This window comes from Mycobacterium sp. E802, assembly GCF_001666875.1.
Taxonomy (GTDB): Bacteria; Actinomycetota; Actinomycetes; order Mycobacteriales; family Mycobacteriaceae; genus Mycobacterium.
Genome location: NZ_LZJD01000105.1, coordinates 1 through 17,251, shown reverse-complemented (window position 1 = coordinate 17,251; position 17,251 = coordinate 1). Strand labels below are relative to the sequence as shown.

Below are 17,251 nucleotides of genomic sequence, written 5' to 3'. Positions count from 1 at the left end.
TCGACGGCCGTCGGCGCAGAGCCGGTTACCAAAGGTGGAAGATCGTCTCGACAGTCACAGCAGCACCGCCGGCTGCGGCAACAATCGCCAGGGTCACCCAGTCGGCCGGCTTCGGCCGGGCCGGGGCCGCAGCCAACTGGCCGGTGCCGCCCCGGGCAGTGATCGCGTCACCCATCTCGTCGGCCCGCCGCATGGTCATGGCTATGGCCGCCGCTATCAGATCGATTACGTCCCCGGCCTGCTGCCGACCGCGAGCCCTTCGACTCGACTGCACCGGCTTCGGCCGTAGCCGGTAGGCGGCGTAGAGAACCTGGAATTCGTCGATCAGCATCGGGAAAGATCGCAAGCCCAACGCGAATGCGACCACCCACTCCTGGATCGGCAGGCCCAACCATGCGAATGGACGGGCCAAAGTGGTCATCGCGGGAACGATTTCAGCGACATTCGTGGTCCACGACACCATCGCCGCCAAGCCGAACAGCAAGAACACCACGCTGATGGCCCGCAGGAAATGCAACGCGCCACCGAGCCCGATGTCGGTGTCTCCCAGGGAGATAACCGGACTACCTCCAGCCAGCGTCGAGAAAACGAAGGCCAACGCAAAGACGATCCAGACCCGGCCCGGCCGCGGCGGCAAAACACCGCGCGGTATATGGGCGATCCAGGCCGCTGCGAGCACCAGCGCCCAGCCGACACCGATCGTCAGCCAGCCCGGATAGAACCACAGCAGCACCGAGAATCCGAAGACAACCAGGAGTTTGGTGCCGGCCCACAACTCGTGGATGGCCGATGTTCCTGGAACCGGGACGAGCAATCGCACCTGCCGGGAACCACGTCCCCGGTTCGCAGTCGAATCCGAAGTGGTTGTCACCCCGAGCTCCTCGCCCTCGTCGAGACTTCAGCCACCGTGCCTTCGCGCAAAGATAAGGTCCTGGGACAGACGCCCTCCAACCCTGCGGAGTCATGCGAGACCACGACAACTGTCAGCCCTCGGTCACGTCGCAGTCGAGCCAGCAGCTGCAGCAGACCACGTTGACTGGCGGCGTCCAGGCTTGCCAGCGGTTCGTCGAGAATCAACGCTCGCGGAGAACGAGCGAGTAGGCCGGCGAGCACCACTCGGCGCAGCTGGCCCCCACTGAGTTGGTCAGCTCTTCGCTCGGCCACCGAGGCATCTAGACCGACTGCTGCCAGTGCTTCAGCCACACGGACTTCGTCTTGGTCTGAAAAGCCACCAGACGACGCCACTTCCGGTCCAACGCGGCTGCGTATCATTTGCAGACGAGCCGCCTGGAACGACAACGCCACCGCCCCGACATGCTCATGGCTGGGCGCGCCGTCGATCAAGCAGACGCCGGACGTGGGAATCGTCAACCCGGCCATGATCCACGCCAATGTCGACTTACCCGAGGCGTTGCCGCCTTGGATCAGAACGCCATCACCCTGTTCCACCGCAAAGCTGATGTCCCGCAAAGCGGTTTTCGCCCAAGGCGTGCCCATGCCGTACTCGTGCCCGACGCACACGAGTTCGACGACCGGCGTTCCCGAGTTGGGTTGCACCACAGCGGTCGGAGTCGTGGTTGGCGATATGTCGACCGAATCGGCCAGCTCCAGAACATCGCCCAGGGCAATCGTTCGATCCGCCGATGTGGCAGCATCGGCGTCGTGCGTGATGTGCACAAGAGTGGTCTTGTGCCGTTCGGTCAGACCGGACATCACACGCAAAATGGCTTCGCGGCCCTCGCGGTCGATCATCGCGGTTACCTCGTCAGCCACCAGTAGGGCCGGTTCCCGAGCCAGTGCCGCGGCGAGCGCGAGGCGCTGCAGTTCTCCGCCCGACAGGCTTGCCGTCTCGAGGCCGGCGTGGTTCTCCAGGCCGACCTCCGTCAGCAGTCGGTTGACGTCGACATCGGCGTCTGGTGGCAGTCCCCACACCACGTCGTCGACAACCCTGGTGCCCAACACCTGGCTCTTGGCGTGCTGTAACACAATCGCGGTGCCGGCCCGTTGACCCAGGCCCACCGCACCGGAGCGGTGAACAGTTCCCGAGGTCGGTTCTCTGCCGGCGAGGATAAGCGTCAACGTGGATTTGCCGGAGCCGTTGGCACCTGTGACGGCGACATGTTCTCCGGGCCGAAGCTCCAGGCTGATTTCGCGCAGGGCGTCTTCGTCAGCATCTGGGTAACGAAACCGCACGTTGTCCAATCGCACCGGTACCGGAGCGATCAGGCCTTGCTCGGGCCGAATCGGGTGATCCTGGAGGATGTCCAACTTCGACACGCTCGGCGTGATGTCGCGCAGGCGCTCCAAGAGCTTGGACAACACCGACCAGGCGACGAAACATGCGAAGACGTAGGCGAGAACGAGATAGCCGAGGAGCAGTACCGGCCAATACCGCAGTCCCTCGGCCAGACCGTGCTGCAACGCGGCACCCACCCCGTCGAGGCCTATCCAGCCGAGGGCTGCAGCCAGGCCATTCACCGTCGCGGTGATCACCCGGAACATCAAGTGTCGCAGTTCCACCGAAACCGCGAAGATCGCAACCCAGCCGGTGGAGACGAGGATGCCGATCGGCAACGACATCAGAAGCAGAGTCGGTGTGCCCCCGCCTCTTCGTCTGACGGATCCGGTCAACCCGCCGACCGAGGCGCAGTTCAAAATCGCAAACACACCTCCGAGCCCGGCGACCAGGAAGGTGATGATCCCACCGACAAACGTCGCAGCGAGGACCGCCCGGAGACGGTAGCGATAAGCCAGGAGCCCGGGAAGCGCGACGCCCAGTATTCCCAACGACTGTGTGAAAGGGACGACGACGGCGATGATCACGACCACCGCCGAGAGCGCGCCGATGACCGCGGCGTGGGCCAACTCGTTCGGTCGAAGTGGTCCGCCCTGACGGCGTGGAAGACAGAATGCCGTCATTTCGACGACTCGGTCAGTCCAAGAGCCCTAGTATTCACGGAACCCTTCCTGCGCTGCGTTCGCACGAGGTATGCGTGGGTAGGCCCCACACCCGCAAGCCGGAGGCTAACACGCGGGTCGATCGAGCAGTCGGAAAGAGAACGAAAATCGATACAAGTTCCCGATACTTCCCGTGCACACGCGCCTGTCTCGATCTGCCGTGGGCGGACACATTTCGGATGCACGGGTAATGAGCACGCCTACAACGCTTTACGCGCAGTCGGACTTTCCGATCTTCCAGAACCGGCTGTACGGCTCGGAGAAGGAGGCGCGTGCCTGTCCCAGTGGAGATATCCGCCTGGTGCAAGACGAGATCACCGGCCTGGTCTACAACGCGGCCTTCCGTCCGGACTTGATGAACTATGACGCGGAGTACCAGAACGAGCAGGCGCACAGTCCGTCGTTCAGGAGGCATCTCGAGCACGTTGCCACCATCGTCGAGCGCACCCTCGGTGCCCACGGTCTGGTCGAGGTCGGTTGCGGCAAGGCGTATTTCCTTGAACTCCTCCAGCGTCGCGGCTGCTCGATCACCGGTTGCGACCCCACATATGAAGGTGAGAATCCAGCCGTTCAGCGCTGTAACTTCGGCGACGGCATGGTCCCGCCGGCCAGCGGCGTCATCCTTCGTCATGTGCTGGAACACGTCCACGATCCGGTCGGTTTCCTCGACAGCCTGGGTCAGGCCAATCGCGGAGGACTGATTTACATCGAAGTGCCGTGCTTCGAATGGATCATGCGCAACAGAACCTGGTTCGACATCTTCTACGAACACGTCAACTATTTCAGCCTGGGCGATTTTTCGCGGATGTTCGGCCGAGTGATAGAAGGCGGACATCTGTTCGGTGGCCAATATGTGTATGTGGTCGCCGACCTGAGCACACTGCAGACGCCGGCGATGAGCCACGCGGATCGTGTGGATTTCCCAGATGACTTTCTGAAAACCGCACCCGACACGCGAACCACTTCGCCGTTTCCGCGCGCCGTATGGGGCGCATCGTCGAAGGGCGTGATCTATTCGTTGCTGCGGGAGCGCTGCGGTGATCCGGTGTCCGTCCTGATAGACATCAGCCCATCCAAACGCGGCGGGTTCATTCCGGCGACCGGTGTGCAAGTGATGTCTCCCGGAGACGGAATGGAAGCACTCGAGCCGGGATCAGACATCTGCGTCATGAATCCCAACTATCTGGGTGAGATTCGCAAGATCACAGGAGACCGATTCAATGTGGTCGAGGTGGGCAATGAGTGAGTTCGACGACGAGGTGGTAGCTCGGATCGAGGCGATGTCACGCGACGACGTCCTCAACGACCACGCCGCTGAATTCATGCAGACATCGTTGCTGTCGCAGTATTCCTACAATTTCGCCTGGATGTCCCGGCCGATAATTCAGTATCCGCAAGACATCGTCGCCATGCAGGAGGTGATCTGGCGGGTTCGTCCGGATCTCATCATCGAAACCGGCATCGCCCACGGGGGGTCGCTCATCTTCAGCGCGTCGATGTTGGCGCTACTGGACATGGCCGACGCTATCGAATCCGGTACCACGCTCGATCCGACGAAACCTCGCCGCAAGGTCCTGGGAATTGATATCGATGTGCGGGCTCACAACCGCGCGGCGATCACGGCTCACCCCATGGCGTCGCGCATCCAGATGATCCAAGGTTCCAGCGTTGCGCCCGAGGTTATTTCACAGGTACAGAAAATCGCCGCCGGCTACCGGCAGGTACTTGTGTGTCTGGACAGCAACCACACGCACACACACGTGCTCGCCGAGTTGGAGGCCTACGCGCCCCTGACGTCGGTAGGCAGTTACTGCGTGGTTTTCGACACCATCATCGACGATGTGTCAGCTGAAACCTTTCCTCACCGACCGTGGTCTCCCGGCAACAATCCCAGAACGGCAGTAAGGCAATACCTCAGAAGCCACCCCGAATTCGAGATCGACAAAAGTATCCAACACAAGCTGCTCATCACGGTGGCACCGGACGGGTACTTGAAACGGGTCAGCTGAGACGTTGGTCGCTTGCACAGCGACGACGCGTACTGCAGACCCGCCTACAGTGCGACTCCACTGAACTCCTGGCTTATCAGAGGATGGGCCAGATCGCGCGGTGAGACCGCATGAATCGCCAGCGGCCAGGCGATGGCGAGCCGTGTGTCGTCGGGTCGAAGCCCGCCTTCGGAGCCAGGACAATACGCCGCCGTAGTCAGATACAGCACTTCGCTCTCAGGCTCCAAGGCCTGAAAGCCGTGGGCAAAACCCTCTGGCACGACCATCATTCGGGCGTCGTCGTGACTGAGTTCTTCCGCGTGCCATTCCAAGAATGTCGGGGAACCTGACCGCAGGTCCACTGCCACATCCCAGATCCGCCCACCCACGCAGCGAACCATCTTCATTTCCGCATGCGGTGGCCGCTGGAAATGCAAGCCGCGTACGGTGCCCACCTTGCTCGTCATCGAGTGGTTGATCTGTACGATCTGTCGGCCGCCGAGCAGCGGTTGAAGCTCCTGGGCGCAGAACAGACGCGTGAATGTGCCGCGGAAATCGCGGCGGGGCAAGGACTCCACAACCGTCAAACCGGGCAGTCGGGTTTCGACAACATTCATGGCATCGCCCAGCTCAGGCCCCGATCGGCCGCGTCCTCGGCATATTCGGCCAACTGACGGACACTCATCACCTCGCCGTCCTCGATCAATTGCCGATACCAACTGGCCGTGTGGCGAATGGTTTCTTCGATGTTCCACACGGGGCGCCAGTCGAGATGCGTCTTTGCTTTCGCGATGTCGAGTTGCAGCAACATCGCCTCGTGTGGATGGGTCGTGGATGCCGCGTGCCAACGGAGTTGAGGCCAGCTGCGCAGGAGGTGCTCGAGGACCTGCTCGACCGTGACATTTCCTTCTGTGTCGGGCCCGAAGTTCCACGCACCGGCACTGGTGGTGTCGCCATGGAGAAGTCGCTGACCCAACAACAAATACCCGCTCAGACAATCCAACACATGCTGCCAAGGCCGGACGGCGTGTGGTGATCGAACCGTGAGCGGGTTACCTACGACCGCCGAACGCACCAGATCGGGAATCAGGCGGTCTTCGGACCAGTCGCCTCCGCCAATGACGTTGCCTCCTCTCGCGGTCGCCAACAGCGGGGCGCCGATCTCGTTCAGCAATGCAGTTCGGTAGCTCGATGCAACCAACTCGGCGCCGGCCTTCGACGCGCTGTACGGGTCGTGACCTCCCAACCGGTCATCTTCGCGGTGCGGCCGAGGCGAATCCCCGTTCTCATAACATTTGTCCGTTGTCACAACGACGACCGCTCGCACAGCCGGCGTGTGACGGGCAGCCTCGAGCACGTGCACCGTGCCCAGGACATTGGTGGCCCATGTGGCCACCGGCTCGCGGTAGGACCGAAGAACCAGCGGTTGGGCAGCCAAATGGAAAACAATTTCAGGCTCGTCCGCGTCGAAGACCCGTCGCACAGCTTCGTCATCCCGTACGTCGATGCGACGATCCTGGATCGGCAGATCCAGCAGGCGCCAGTGGTTAGGCTCGGACTCCGGTTCCAATGCAAGTCCGGTCACGTGAGCACCGAGGGTTTGCAGCCACAGCGACAACCAACTGCCTTTGAAGCCTGTGTGGCCGGTGACCAACACGCGCCGCCCGCGATACACGTCTCCAAAGGCGTTCAACGCCAGTATTTCCATGGTGCCTCACCGCTGCTCCACAGCGTTTCGAGAAGATCTCGGTCTCGGAGCGTGTCCATGGGCTGCCAGAAACCCGAATGCACGAACGCCATCATCTCTCCGGCCGCAGCAAGACGTGCCAAAGGTTCACGCTCCCAAGCTGTCTCATCGCCGTCAATGTAATTCAACACCGCAGGTGACAACACAAAAAATCCGCCGTTGATCAGACCGCCGTCGCCACGAGGTTTCTCGAGAAATCTGGTGACCTGGTCATTCGAGCATTCGATGGCACCATAGCGACCGGGCGGAAGGACTGCCGTGACGGTCGCGTGGCGGCCGTGTCGACGATGGAATTCGATGCTGGCGGCTATGTTCACACTGCTGAGTCCATCGCCGTAGGTAAAGCAAAAGGCCTCGTCATCCTGAATGTACGACGACACACGCTTGAGGCGGCCACCCGTCATTGTGTCGTCCCCGGTGTCAACAAGAGTCACCCGCCACGGCTCCGCGTGGTGCCGATGCACTTCCATCTTGTTGATGGACATGTCGAACGTCACGTCCGACATGTGCAGGAAGTAATTTGCGAAATACTCCTTGATGGCATAGCTCTTGTACCCGCAACAAACAATGAAGTCGTGTATACCGTGGTGCGAATAGAGCTTCATTATGTGCCACAATATTGGGCGACCACCGATTTCGACCATCGGCTTGGGGCGGACGACAGTTTCTTCGCGCAGGCGTGTCCCCATACCGCCTGCCAACAACACTGCTTTCATCTGGCCTGCCTCAGCCTGAGCCGAAAACGATCCGGTCGATCAGGCTTGACATCTCCGAGGCCTGCGGTGTAACGGGAATTTTCGCTCACTATGACGGTCATATGTCCAAACGTCTCGGCGGGTATGTTGTTGGAATACTTGTCCATCAGATGGCGAATCAAAATAAACGATCCGAGCCTCTCGGAGAGAAAACCCACGGCACGGACCTGGTACTTATCGTATGTGCGCACCCGGGAGCCGTGTCGTTCCAGGAACGCTCTACCGACCGCTTCCAGTTTGGACAGCACGTCAGCCAGCCATGGTTTCGGATAGACACCCAGCTCCACTCCTCCTGGTATGAAATGCTTTGCCGTCATGAACTGAGATGCGGAATGGGAATCGAGAACGTTCAGCTCAACCGCAATCGAGGTGTAATCGAGAAAATCCTGGCCGCGGTAGATCGACGCGTAATGCCGATACACCGTGTGCTTGAAATACAGCGGCTGTGCCACCAGAAACCCGGTCTCGGGCTCCCAACCGAGCTGCGGGGCCACATCGCCCTCCGCCACTGCGTCAAGGTTCAATTCCCTCAGCGAGGGAAATATCTGCGCTTCGACGCCCGCAGGGTAGGGCAAGATGCGCTTCCGGAAAGAGCAAATTTCGATGAGATCGGCATGCTGGGAATGCTTGCGGATTGCGATCGGCAATACGTATGAGCCGGCGGCTCCGTATGCGATGGGTCTCGCCGCGTGCCAATACCGATCGAGTTGTCTGACGTGACAGTCCGAGTCCGGCTGAAACTCTCCGAGCGCGATACAGCGGTCATACCAACTGTCCGGCAGTTGGGGCTTCGCGTGGGTGATGCAGTACCTATGAATCATCGGCGTCAGCGGAGTCCTCAGTCCACGGCGCTGAGTGCCGGGCTACTCGGCGTGCGGCGCACGGCAACGAGATGTCCCGCCCGAAACTTGGCCACGCTGGTTGCGATTCGATAATGTCCGCGGAGGGCATCCATCAATGCCGCGAAGATGTCCGAAGGCGTAAAGCCGTTGTAGATGGTCCAGATATCACAATAGGTGTCCTCTAAAATATAGGTGCCGTGTTCGGTCAGAGCACTGTCGAAAAGTAATCCGAATGATTCCCTCATGCGTGTGGTCGTTTGACTCGCAACGTCTATCACGATGTCGAAGCGCCCGAACGCTGTCGCCAGTTCACTCAGCAGAGCGGTCCGTTGCCCGCTACCGAAGCTGACATGCACACCGCGAGAATCGGCGATCTTGATCAACCGCGAATCTGGGTCGATACCGACGATGAGCGACTCTGGGTGAAGGCATTCCTGCCACTGCTGCACCGAGTCGCCATGGTAACTGCCGATTTCCAGCATCCGGATCGGCCTTGTTCGGTCGAAGAGCGAGTCATAGTTCGATACGTACTGCGGCAAGCTGTGGACTCGCGGCGTGCGGTTGGTCAAATCAGAGTTCTCTGCGCAGAGCTCGATCTCCACCGCCGACCACGTGATGTCCGACCCGGCGTCTCGCCGCAACGCCTTCTGCATTCTGCGTTGTTTCCGATCGCGGCCCTGCCTGGCGAGAGGCGAGAACTTCAGGACGATTCTCATTGTGGGCGCCCCGTCGTTCGCGATGGCGAGCTGCCGGCATACGCGACCATGGCGGACATCGGCCGGTAGCGACCGAGCTGAATGCATTCATCGGCCAAGCTCGGAGAACCACCGGTCCGCACATCCCGACGCCCACGTGGACCGGCCGGGATCGGTCCGGTCTGTGCGCCTGCTTGCCACAGGTGACTCCCGAACTGATGACAGCGGGAAGCGGCGGTTCGACCGGGAATCCGCACGCCACATCCACCAGAAGGCCCCCACATTGCCCGGAACACTACCGCGACTGTCGAGCGGAGTTTCGGTTGTTGGTGAATTGGCCGACGCACGACGAGGATTCGTGCGCCGATGCGCTGTGGCGATGTCAAGCCGGTGATTGTGTATCGAAACTTCGGATTCCCGTTCGATAGTGCGAGTCGAGGGTTAGGCTGCGGGCGGTTGAGCCGTGGCGGCTCCCACTTTCATTCCGCACGACGCAGGGAAGTGAAGGGCTGAGATCCGCGATGAAGTTCGTGCTGTCATTTTATGGAACGCGTGGTGACGTCGAGCCTGGTATCGCAGTCGGCCGCGAGTTGTTGCGTCGCGGCCACGATGTCCGCATGGCGGTCCCTCCGGATCTTGTCGATTTTGCCGAAACGTCAGGGCTTCCGGCGGTTCCCTGCGGCCCAGAGGTGCGTGTGTGGCAAGACGTCAACCGCGACTTCTGGTCACGTTTCTTGAGGAACTTCTGGAAGAACTTCTGGAAGTTCGGCGAGCTGAAGACGTTGTTGCGCGAGGATTGGCGGTTGCTGACCGAGTGTTGGGAAGACGTCGGCTCGACCCAAAAGGTCCTGGCGCAGGATGCCGATCTGTTGTTCACCGGCGTACTCGGTGAAGAGTCGGCCGGTAACGTCGCAGAGTTCTACGACTTGCCGTTGGCGACGCTGCACGTGTTTCCGATCCGGGCCAACGGCCAGCTCTTCCCAGGCCTGCCGGCGCGATTCGGCCGTTCCCTGATGCGGGCGTCCGAGTGGCTCGGTTGGCCGATGTTGAAGGGGTTCGACGATCGCCAGCGACGTGAACTGGGCCTCACTAAGGCCACTGGCCCTTCGCCATGGCGGATCGCCGATCGTGGCAGCTTGGAAATCCAGGCATATGACGAGATTTGCATGCCGGGTCTATCCGATGAGTGGGCTCGATGGTCACAGCAGCGGCCGTTCGTCGGGGCGTTGACATTGGACTTGCCCACGGATTCCGACGATGAAGTTGCCTCATGGATCGCCGCCGGAACGCCGCCGATCTGCTTCGGCTTCGGCAGCATGCCGGTCGATTCTGCCTCCGACACACTCACCATGATCAGCAGGGTTTGTGACCAGTTGGGGGAGCGGGCGCTGGTGTGCGCGGGTTCGAGCGACTTCAGCCACGTTCCGTGCTTGCACAACGTCAAAGTGGTCGACACGATGAACTACGGCGCCGCGTTCCCGACGTGCCGGGCAGTCGTGCACCACGGCGGCGCGGGCACGACCGCCGCGAGCTTGCGGGCGGGAGTACCCACGTTGATCCTGTCGACCGATCTCGACCAGACCTTATGGGGCTCGCGGATCAAGCGGCTGAAAGTAGGTACCGCCAGGCGCTTTTCAGCTACTACTGAAAAGACGTTGGAAGCGGATTTGCGCACGGTCCTCGATCCTCGATATGCCGTTCGAGCCAGTGAGGTCGCTACCCAGATGACCAAACCCGCCGAGAGCGTGGTCCTCACCGCCGATCTGCTGGAGCGGTTCGCACGACTCAAACGGGTCAGCTGATGGCGCTGCGGCCAGGGAAAGCACCAGCACAGGGTCCGCGATGAAATTTGCATTCGCAAGCTACGGAACACGCGGTGATATCGAGCCGTGCGTCGCTGTCGGCCGTGAGCTGATCCGCCGCGGACACGATGTGCATATGGCCGTACCGCCCGATCTCATCACGTTCGTCGAAGCCGCCGGGCCCACGGCCGTCGCCTACGGGCCGGACCTACAGGATGTCCTAGACGCACACCGCAGTTTCTGGACCCACCTCTTCCGCAATTTCTGGAAGGTCCGCGAGCTCATCGAATTGCGCCGCGAAGTGGTCGAACCTTTCCTGGAGTCCTGGAAGGACATCGTCGCCACCCTCACCTCTGTCGCCGAGGATGCCGACCTGCTGTTCACGGGCGTGAATTTCGAGGACGCCGCAGGCAACGTCGCGGAGTACTACGGCATCCCCTTGGCCACCCTGCACCTGTTTCCGTTGCGGGCCAACGGGCAGTTCGTGCCGTTTCTCCCTGCGCCGCTGGGCCGTTCGGCGATGAAGGCCTCCGAGTGGGTGGCGTGGCGCCTCGCCCAAAGAGTCGAGGGCGTACAACGCGGCGAACTGGCCCTGCCCAGGGCTACGGCGCCCTCGCCGTGGCGCCTTACCCGACGCGGATCCCTCGAGATCCAAGGCTATGACGGAGTGTGCTTTGCCGGACTGGCCGACGAATGGGCGCGGTGGTCAGGGCAGCGTCCCTTCGTCGGCGCACTGACAATGGATCTGCCCGCCGACACCGACGACGAGGTCGCCTCGTGGATCGCGGCCGGAACGTCACCGATCTTCTTCGGCTTCGGCAGTCTGCCGGTCCATTCCGCCGACGAACTTCTCCAGATGATCACCTCCACGTCCGCCCAGCTAGGTGAGCGAGCCCTCATATGTTCCGGCGGAACCGATTTCAGTGGGCTCCCTGGTTCTGACGACATCAAGGTGGTGAAGTCGATGAACTACTCGGCGATCTTCCCCACTTGTCGGGCCGTCGTACACCATGGCGGCACCGGCACCACAGCCGCCGGATTGCGCGCGGGGGTACCGACCCTGATCCTGTCGACCGATCTCGATCAGACGCTGTGGGGGAGGCGCGTCAAAGCGCTGAAAGTCGGTTCGTCCCGCCGCCTCTCGGCCACCACCGGCAAGACACTGGTGGCCGACTTGCGGACCGTTCTGGAACCGGACTATGCGGCTGCCGCCCGCGAAGTCGCCACGCAGATGACCAAACCTGCAGACAGCGTCACCGCGGCTGCCGACCTCGTCGAGGAGCTCGCCGGCCGTGGCCGCTACTTCGGTGAGTCGCGCAACGCGTGACTACTGGCGGGGCAGTGTGCCGTCGGTGATGCCGTCGCGGGCCCGGGGTCTCTGATCGACCGAATATGGATCATGCCCCCGCGATGCGGTACGAAGGTGACGTGCTTCAACTTTTGCTTCTCGTCGGCATGCGTGGTGGTGCTCAACTCGACCCTGCGAAGGATTTCACGTAGCACGATCCGCATCTCGACACTGGCGAAAGTGGCGCCGAGGCACCGACGGTTGCCCCCACCGAAAGGTAGATATGCGGTGGGGCTGATGTTTGCGCCGAGCATCCGATCCGGGTCGAATCGCTCAGGAGCGGGATATAGCTCAGCATTTTGGTGCACCAGCCCGATGCCCGGGTTGACGATGACTCCGGCGGGAAGCCGGTAACCGCCGATCTCGACAGGTTCCTTCAGCAGTCGGCCCGAACTGAAAATCACCGGGCGGACTCGAAGAGTCTCTTTCACCACGGCGTCGAGGTACTCATCACCGGCCGTATCGCCCGCCGCGCTGGCATCAGCCGCCCACACCGCCTTTGCCAGTACCGCCGGGTGGCGGATCAGTCGCTCGAGCGCCCAGGCTATTGATGCTGCGGTGGTCTCGTGGCCTGCTGCGATCAACGTCATGAGCTGGTCGCGCAGTTCATTGTCCGCCAGAGACCGTCCGTCCTCATCAGCAGCGCACACCATCATGGCCAGCGCATCCGCGCGTTGGGGCAGATTCGGGTCGGCGCGCCGGTCTGCGATCTCCGCGAAGAGTAGTGCATCGGCTTCGGCGAATCGTCTCCCCAGTGCTTTCCACGGGCCATGACGCCGCAGGTTCGGCTTCGCAATCGCCGGCGTCTCCCACGGCTTCAAATACAGCAGGCGCGGTATGACCTTACGGAAGGCGGCCAGCCTGGCTGGGTCGGTTGCACCGATCACCGAGCGCAGAATCACCTCCAGCGTGATCTCTGTAGTCTTCGACGCGACCGAAAAGCCTTTGTCCACCGGCCATCCGGCGATGTTCGCCGCCGCGATCTCCGCCATGCGGTCAGCCTGCTGTGCGACAGCGTCACGATGAAACGCAGGCATCATCAGACGGCGCTGGTCGCGGTGTTCGTCTTCGTCGGTCACGAACAGTGACTTGTCGCCGAGTACCCCGCTGAAGAACCACCGTGCTTCGCCGGCATGAAAAACTCGTGGATCGCCGGCGAACACCGTCTTGATATCCGCCGGATTTGCAAGATAGATGGTCGTTCCGACCAATGGTTCGCGGAGGGTGAACATGTCGCCATAGCGCCGCTGACATCTGGACAGAAAGCGAAGACCGAAGCCCGCCATCAGGACCGACTGCACCATCATGGGCAGTCGCGGTCCGGGGGGCAGTTCGGTTTGCGCAGTCTTGCTCACTTTTCGTGATCCCTAGCAGTAGACGGTATGAAGCTTGGCACCGATCACCCAGGAGCGCTGTAACGGCGCGAGATCGCCTGTTCTGGACTGAAAATCGCTCAGGTTTGGCCCACGGTCACAGATCTGGACTCCACGGTATTTCCCAACGGTACGAGCCTCGGCCTCGACGCGGGGCGATTTCGGCGTAGTGCCCGGCCGTCGGACCGACGCGGCGGGCCGTTCCGGCTTCGGTTGGCCCGCAAACCCTGGCAGATGGCTGGAAGTACCCGCCGTCCGCCCATCTTCCGGACCGCGTGCTGATCTACTGCTCAGCTGGCCACGATCACTTGAATCTTTTTTCCGGCCGACCTCGGTGAGACCGCCTCATCGCCCCCAAAAGGGTCGCCTTACCGAACTGGGCCACCTCCAGCAAACGTTGAGTGGCGGTGGTCCCGGCGTACGTCATCCCACTGTCGGCTGCACATAGGGGCCACCAGCAGAGGCTTTACTTGGACCAGCGGCTAATTCGCAACGTTAAACGGAGGGCATCGGCAACCGGCGGAGGCCCGTCACGCGCACGCCGCGACGTGGTTAGCAAATATTGACGATTTTCCTAAAACCGCCTTCCGGTGCGCGCTCCTGGTCTAGCTTTAGAACGTGTTCCACTTATCTCGCCTAGACGGTCTGGAGAACTGGTGAGCATCAATCCATTCGACGACGACAACGGCAGCTTTTTCGTCCTGGTCAACGAGGAGGAGCAACACAGTCTGTGGCCCGCGTTCGCCGACGTTCCAGCCGGTTGGCGGGTGGTCTACGGTGAAGCGGATCGCGCCGCGTGCCTGGAATACGTTGAGCAGCACTGGACCGATATCCGGCCGAAAAGTTTGCGTGAGAGGTTGGCCCAGGGTCGAGCAGGCAATCAGTAGTCGGCGGGCCACGACTGATGGAAAGTCATGAGCTGCTCCCGCTCACACGAGGGCAGTTGGATATCTGGCTGTCCGAGGAGACGGGTAGCTGTGGTGCCAAGTGGCACAACGGCATGCTCGGGCGGATCGACGGTCGGATAGAACTCGATTTATTCGAACAAGCCATCCGGCAGGTGGTGCAGGAAGCGGAACCGCTCAGGGTTGTCTTCACGGAGGTCGACGGCCAGGTTTTCCAACGGGTGATCGACGATGCGTACATCGAGCTCGCACATTATGACCTTGGTGCTAAGCATGATTCAGTAGCCGAGGTCTACCGCCACGTATCGACGATCCAACGCGCGCCAATGCCGCTGAATGGTCCGTTGTTCAAATCTGCGTTGATGCAGACACGTGAAGATGAATTCTATTGGTTCGTATGCTGCCATCACATCGCGATAGACGGCATCGGCATGGCTGCCGTGTGCCACCGGATTGCCGCCGTATATACCGCGCTTGCCACTGGTGTACCGCCGGCGGCACCGATCTTCGGATCGTTGAAGGATCTCGTCGAAGCCGAATCGGAATACGAAGCGTCCGAGGATTACCTCGTCGACCGGGACTACTGGGCGCGGAATGTTCCGCCGGAGAACGATCCGCACCGAGGGTTGGCGCCCTGCAGCGCAACAGGACTCGAGTATGAGCCCTCGGCGCCGGTGCAGCTGGATCCGGCCGTTGTCGCCAGGACCCGCGAGCTGTCGCACCGGTTGGGAGTGCGCCGAGCTTCAGTGATCACCGCAGCGTGTGCATTACTGGTGCACAGCGAGATCGGTGGCGCCGAAGTCGTGCTCGATTTCCCGGTCAGTCGCCGGGTGAATCCGAAGACGATGATGGTGCCCGGCATGGTCTCCGGGGTCGTTCCGTTGGTTCTCACCACATCGCCTGAGGCAACGGTGGCGGACTTTTGTGAGTATGTCGACCGGCGGATCCGAGAAGCCGTGCAACATCAGCGTTTCCCGCTGCGCGGTATAGAGCAGGGCGTTCGTGTCCAGGGAACCGGACAGGCATCGACCCGCGCGGCCATCAACTTCATCCCGACGACTCGCCTGGCGGATTTTGCCGACGCACCCGGAACCGGAACCGTGACGCACACGGGGCTGACGGATCAATTCGGCCTGGTCTTCCTGAAGAAGGATGCGGACCTCTTTCTCAGCACTTCAGGTGTCGGGCAAGTGTTCAGTGGTTGTGACGCCCGTGACTTGGCAGACCGTTTCGAGCGCGTGCTGACCGCGATGACCGCCGACCCGCGACGGTTGCTTGCCTCGCTCGAAATCCACGGTGAGGTGGCGCTCGCAGGGATCGACGGCTGGGGCAATCGTGCGGCGTCAAGCCGGTGTGTGTCGTCGTCCGCCACGATTACCGAGTTGTTCGAAACACAGGTGAGTCGTGAGCCTGGCGCGGTGGCGGTCAGCTTCGGTGACACGGCCATGAACTACCGCGGGTTGGACGCGGCATCTAACCGATTGGCGCATCTGCTTGTCGAGCACGGTGCCGGGCCGGGGCAGCGCGTGGCACTGCTGTTCTCCCGTTCGGTCGAGGCGATCGTGGCGATCATGGGTGTACTCAAGACCGGTGCGGCGTATGTGCCGATCGATCCGTCGGTGCCCGAAGCCCGGTTGGACTTCGTGCTTGAGGATTCCTGCCCGATCGTTGCGGTGACCACCGCAGATCTGTCGTCCCGGTTGCAGGGGCGCGGCCTGACCGTGATCGATGTCGCCGAGCGGGCGGTGTATGCCCAGCCCGCTGCGGCGTTGTCGGTGGGGCCGGGGCCGGGGGATGTTGCGTATTTGATCTATACCTCGGGTACCACGGGTGTGCCCAAAGGTGTTGCGGTGGCGCATCAGAGTGTGACTTGTCTGCTTGAGGCGCTCGATGGTGAGTTGGAGTTGTCTGCGGGGCAGGTGTGGACTCAGACGCATTCGTTGGCGTTTGATTTCTCGGTCTGGGAGGTTTTCGGGGCGCTGTTGCATGGTGGGCGGCTGGTGGTGGTGCCGGATTCGGTGGTCCGTTCCCCAGAGGAGTTCCATGCCCTGTTGATCGGTGAGCAGGTCAATGTTGTGAGTCAGACGCCGTCGGCGTTCTATGCGCTGCAGACCGTCGATGCCGCCCAACCGCAGCATCGCCAGCTGGGTCTTGATGTGGTGGTGTTCGGTGGAGAGGCACTAGATCCTTCCCGGCTGGGGCAGTGGATGGCCGATCATCCGGTGTTGCCGCGGTTGATCAACATGTATGGGATCACCGAGACCACGGTGCATGCCTCGTTTCGTGAGATCAGCGTTGCCGATGTCGGCCACGCGCTCAGTCCGATCGGCCGACCGTTGACGCATCTGGGGTTTTTCGTTCTCGATCGCTGGTTGCGCCCGGTACCGCCGGGGGTGGTCGGTGAGTTGTATGTGGCCGGTGCGGGATTGAGCATCGGCTATCTCGGTCGGGCGGGGTTGAGTGCGACCCGGTTTGTGGCGTGTCCGTTCGGCGGTGCGGGGGTGCGGATGTATCGCACCGGAGATCTGGTGTCTTGGAGCGCTGCCGGTGAGTTGGCGTATCTGGGTCGTGCCGATGAGCAGGTCAAGATCCGCGGCTACCGCATCGAACTCGGCGAGGTCCAAGCCGCACTGGCCGCACTGCCGGGGGTGGCGCAGGCGGTGGTCATCGCCCGCGAGGATCGTCCCGGTGACAAGCGTCTGGTCGGCTACATCACCGGCAGCGCTCAACCCGCTGCCGTGCGCGCCGCGCTGGCTGACACGCTGCCCACCTACATGGTCCCGGCCGCCATCGTCACCATCGACACCCTGCCACTGACCATCAACGGCAAACTCGACA

The 17,251-nt window shown here is 61.8% G+C and carries 14 protein-coding genes; 6 read left to right on the top strand and 8 right to left on the bottom strand.

Annotation, left to right across the window (positions count from 1 at the left end; translation table 11 throughout):
• Positions 1 to 25: 25 nt before the first annotated feature.
• Positions 26 to 871 (bottom strand): CbiQ family ECF transporter T component, encoded by an 846-nt coding sequence (locus A5699_RS15575; RefSeq protein WP_067770779.1) that lies wholly within the window; start codon positions 869 to 871, stop codon positions 26 to 28.
• Positions 868 to 2,919 carry an ATP-binding cassette domain-containing protein gene (locus tag A5699_RS15570; protein ID WP_082957729.1) on the bottom strand — a complete coding sequence of 684 codons (2,052 nt, stop codon included), beginning with the start codon at positions 2,917 to 2,919 and terminating at the stop codon, positions 868 to 870. The genes A5699_RS15575 and A5699_RS15570 overlap by 4 nt, the downstream gene beginning before the upstream one ends.
• Before the next feature lie 229 nt (positions 2,920 to 3,148).
• Between A5699_RS15570 and A5699_RS15565 the strand changes: the two genes are divergently transcribed.
• Positions 3,149 to 4,204 (top strand): class I SAM-dependent methyltransferase, encoded by a 1,056-nt coding sequence (locus A5699_RS15565; protein WP_067770776.1) that lies wholly within the window; start codon positions 3,149 to 3,151, stop codon positions 4,202 to 4,204.
• Positions 4,197 to 4,967 carry a cephalosporin hydroxylase family protein gene (locus tag A5699_RS15560; protein ID WP_067770774.1) on the top strand — a complete coding sequence of 257 codons (771 nt, stop codon included), beginning with the start codon at positions 4,197 to 4,199 and terminating at the stop codon, positions 4,965 to 4,967. The genes A5699_RS15565 and A5699_RS15560 overlap by 8 nt, the downstream gene beginning before the upstream one ends.
• Before the next feature lie 44 nt (positions 4,968 to 5,011).
• Here the strand turns inward: A5699_RS15560 and A5699_RS15555 are convergent, their stop codons facing one another.
• From A5699_RS15555 to A5699_RS15535, 5 genes are all read right to left on the bottom strand, one after another.
• Positions 5,012 to 5,563 (bottom strand): dTDP-4-dehydrorhamnose 3,5-epimerase family protein, encoded by a 552-nt coding sequence (locus tag A5699_RS15555; protein WP_067770773.1) that lies wholly within the window; start codon positions 5,561 to 5,563, stop codon positions 5,012 to 5,014.
• Entirely contained in the window at positions 5,560 to 6,654 is a 1,095-nt protein-coding gene (rfbG, locus tag A5699_RS15550; RefSeq protein WP_067770771.1) for a CDP-glucose 4,6-dehydratase, read from the bottom strand. The genes A5699_RS15555 and rfbG overlap by 4 nt, the downstream gene beginning before the upstream one ends.
• Positions 6,636 to 7,409, bottom strand: a complete 774-nt coding sequence (gene rfbF / locus A5699_RS15545; RefSeq protein ID WP_067770768.1) for a glucose-1-phosphate cytidylyltransferase — start codon at positions 7,407 to 7,409, stop codon at positions 6,636 to 6,638. Before rfbF ends, rfbG begins: the two co-directional genes overlap by 19 nt.
• Entirely contained in the window at positions 7,406 to 8,095 is a 690-nt protein-coding gene (locus A5699_RS15540) for a hypothetical protein (RefSeq protein WP_157561284.1), read from the bottom strand. The genes rfbF and A5699_RS15540 overlap by 4 nt, the downstream gene beginning before the upstream one ends.
• Before the next feature lie 191 nt (positions 8,096 to 8,286).
• On the bottom strand, positions 8,287 to 9,006 hold the full coding sequence (locus A5699_RS15535; protein WP_067770764.1) for a hypothetical protein: 720 nt from the start codon (positions 9,004 to 9,006) through the stop codon (positions 8,287 to 8,289).
• A gap of 500 nt (positions 9,007 to 9,506) precedes the next feature.
• On the opposite strand from A5699_RS15535, the gene A5699_RS15530 reads away from it, so the two are divergent.
• A complete protein-coding gene (locus A5699_RS15530) occupies positions 9,507 to 10,787 on the top strand; it encodes a glycosyltransferase (RefSeq protein WP_067770762.1) in 1,281 nt (426 codons plus the stop codon).
• Positions 10,788 to 10,827: 40 nt separating this feature from the next.
• Positions 10,828 to 12,114, top strand: coding sequence for a glycosyltransferase (locus tag A5699_RS15525; protein ID WP_067770760.1), 1,287 nt, complete (start codon positions 10,828 to 10,830; stop codon positions 12,112 to 12,114).
• On the opposite strand, the gene A5699_RS15520 is transcribed toward A5699_RS15525, so the two are convergent.
• Positions 12,087 to 13,490, bottom strand: coding sequence for a cytochrome P450 (locus tag A5699_RS15520; protein WP_067770755.1), 1,404 nt, complete (start codon positions 13,488 to 13,490; stop codon positions 12,087 to 12,089). The two genes, A5699_RS15525 and A5699_RS15520, sit on opposite strands and share 28 nt — an antisense overlap.
• 674 nt (positions 13,491 to 14,164) lie before the next feature.
• Here A5699_RS15520 and A5699_RS15515 point away from each other — a divergent pair.
• A complete protein-coding gene (locus A5699_RS15515) occupies positions 14,165 to 14,395 on the top strand; it encodes an MbtH family protein (RefSeq protein WP_067770753.1) in 231 nt (76 codons plus the stop codon).
• A gap of 17 nt (positions 14,396 to 14,412) precedes the next feature.
• On the top strand, positions 14,413 to 17,251 hold a 2,839-nt coding region (locus A5699_RS15510), incomplete at its 3' end, for an amino acid adenylation domain-containing protein (protein ID WP_157561283.1).

Bases quoted from the DNA above. Each gene is read 5' to 3' on its own strand.
- A5699_RS15525 (WP_067770760.1), top strand. From the start codon at position 10,828: ATGAAATTTGCATTCGCAAGCTACGGAACACGCGGTGATATCGAGCCG.
- A5699_RS15560 (WP_067770774.1), top strand. From the start codon at position 4,197: ATGAGTGAGTTCGACGACGAGGTGGTAGCTCGGATCGAGGCGATGTCA.
- A5699_RS15535 (WP_067770764.1), bottom strand. From the start codon at position 9,006: ATGAGAATCGTCCTGAAGTTCTCGCCTCTCGCCAGGCAGGGCCGCGAT.
- A5699_RS15530 (WP_067770762.1), top strand. From the start codon at position 9,507: ATGAAGTTCGTGCTGTCATTTTATGGAACGCGTGGTGACGTCGAGCCT.
- A5699_RS15565 (WP_067770776.1), top strand. From the start codon at position 3,149: ATGAGCACGCCTACAACGCTTTACGCGCAGTCGGACTTTCCGATCTTC.
- A5699_RS15555 (WP_067770773.1), bottom strand. From the start codon at position 5,563: ATGAATGTTGTCGAAACCCGACTGCCCGGTTTGACGGTTGTGGAGTCC.
- A5699_RS15570 (WP_082957729.1), bottom strand. From the start codon at position 2,919: ATGACGGCATTCTGTCTTCCACGCCGTCAGGGCGGACCACTTCGACCG.
- rfbF (WP_067770768.1), bottom strand. From the start codon at position 7,409: ATGAAAGCAGTGTTGTTGGCAGGCGGTATGGGGACACGCCTGCGCGAA.
- rfbG (WP_067770771.1), bottom strand. From the start codon at position 6,654: ATGGAAATACTGGCGTTGAACGCCTTTGGAGACGTGTATCGCGGGCGG.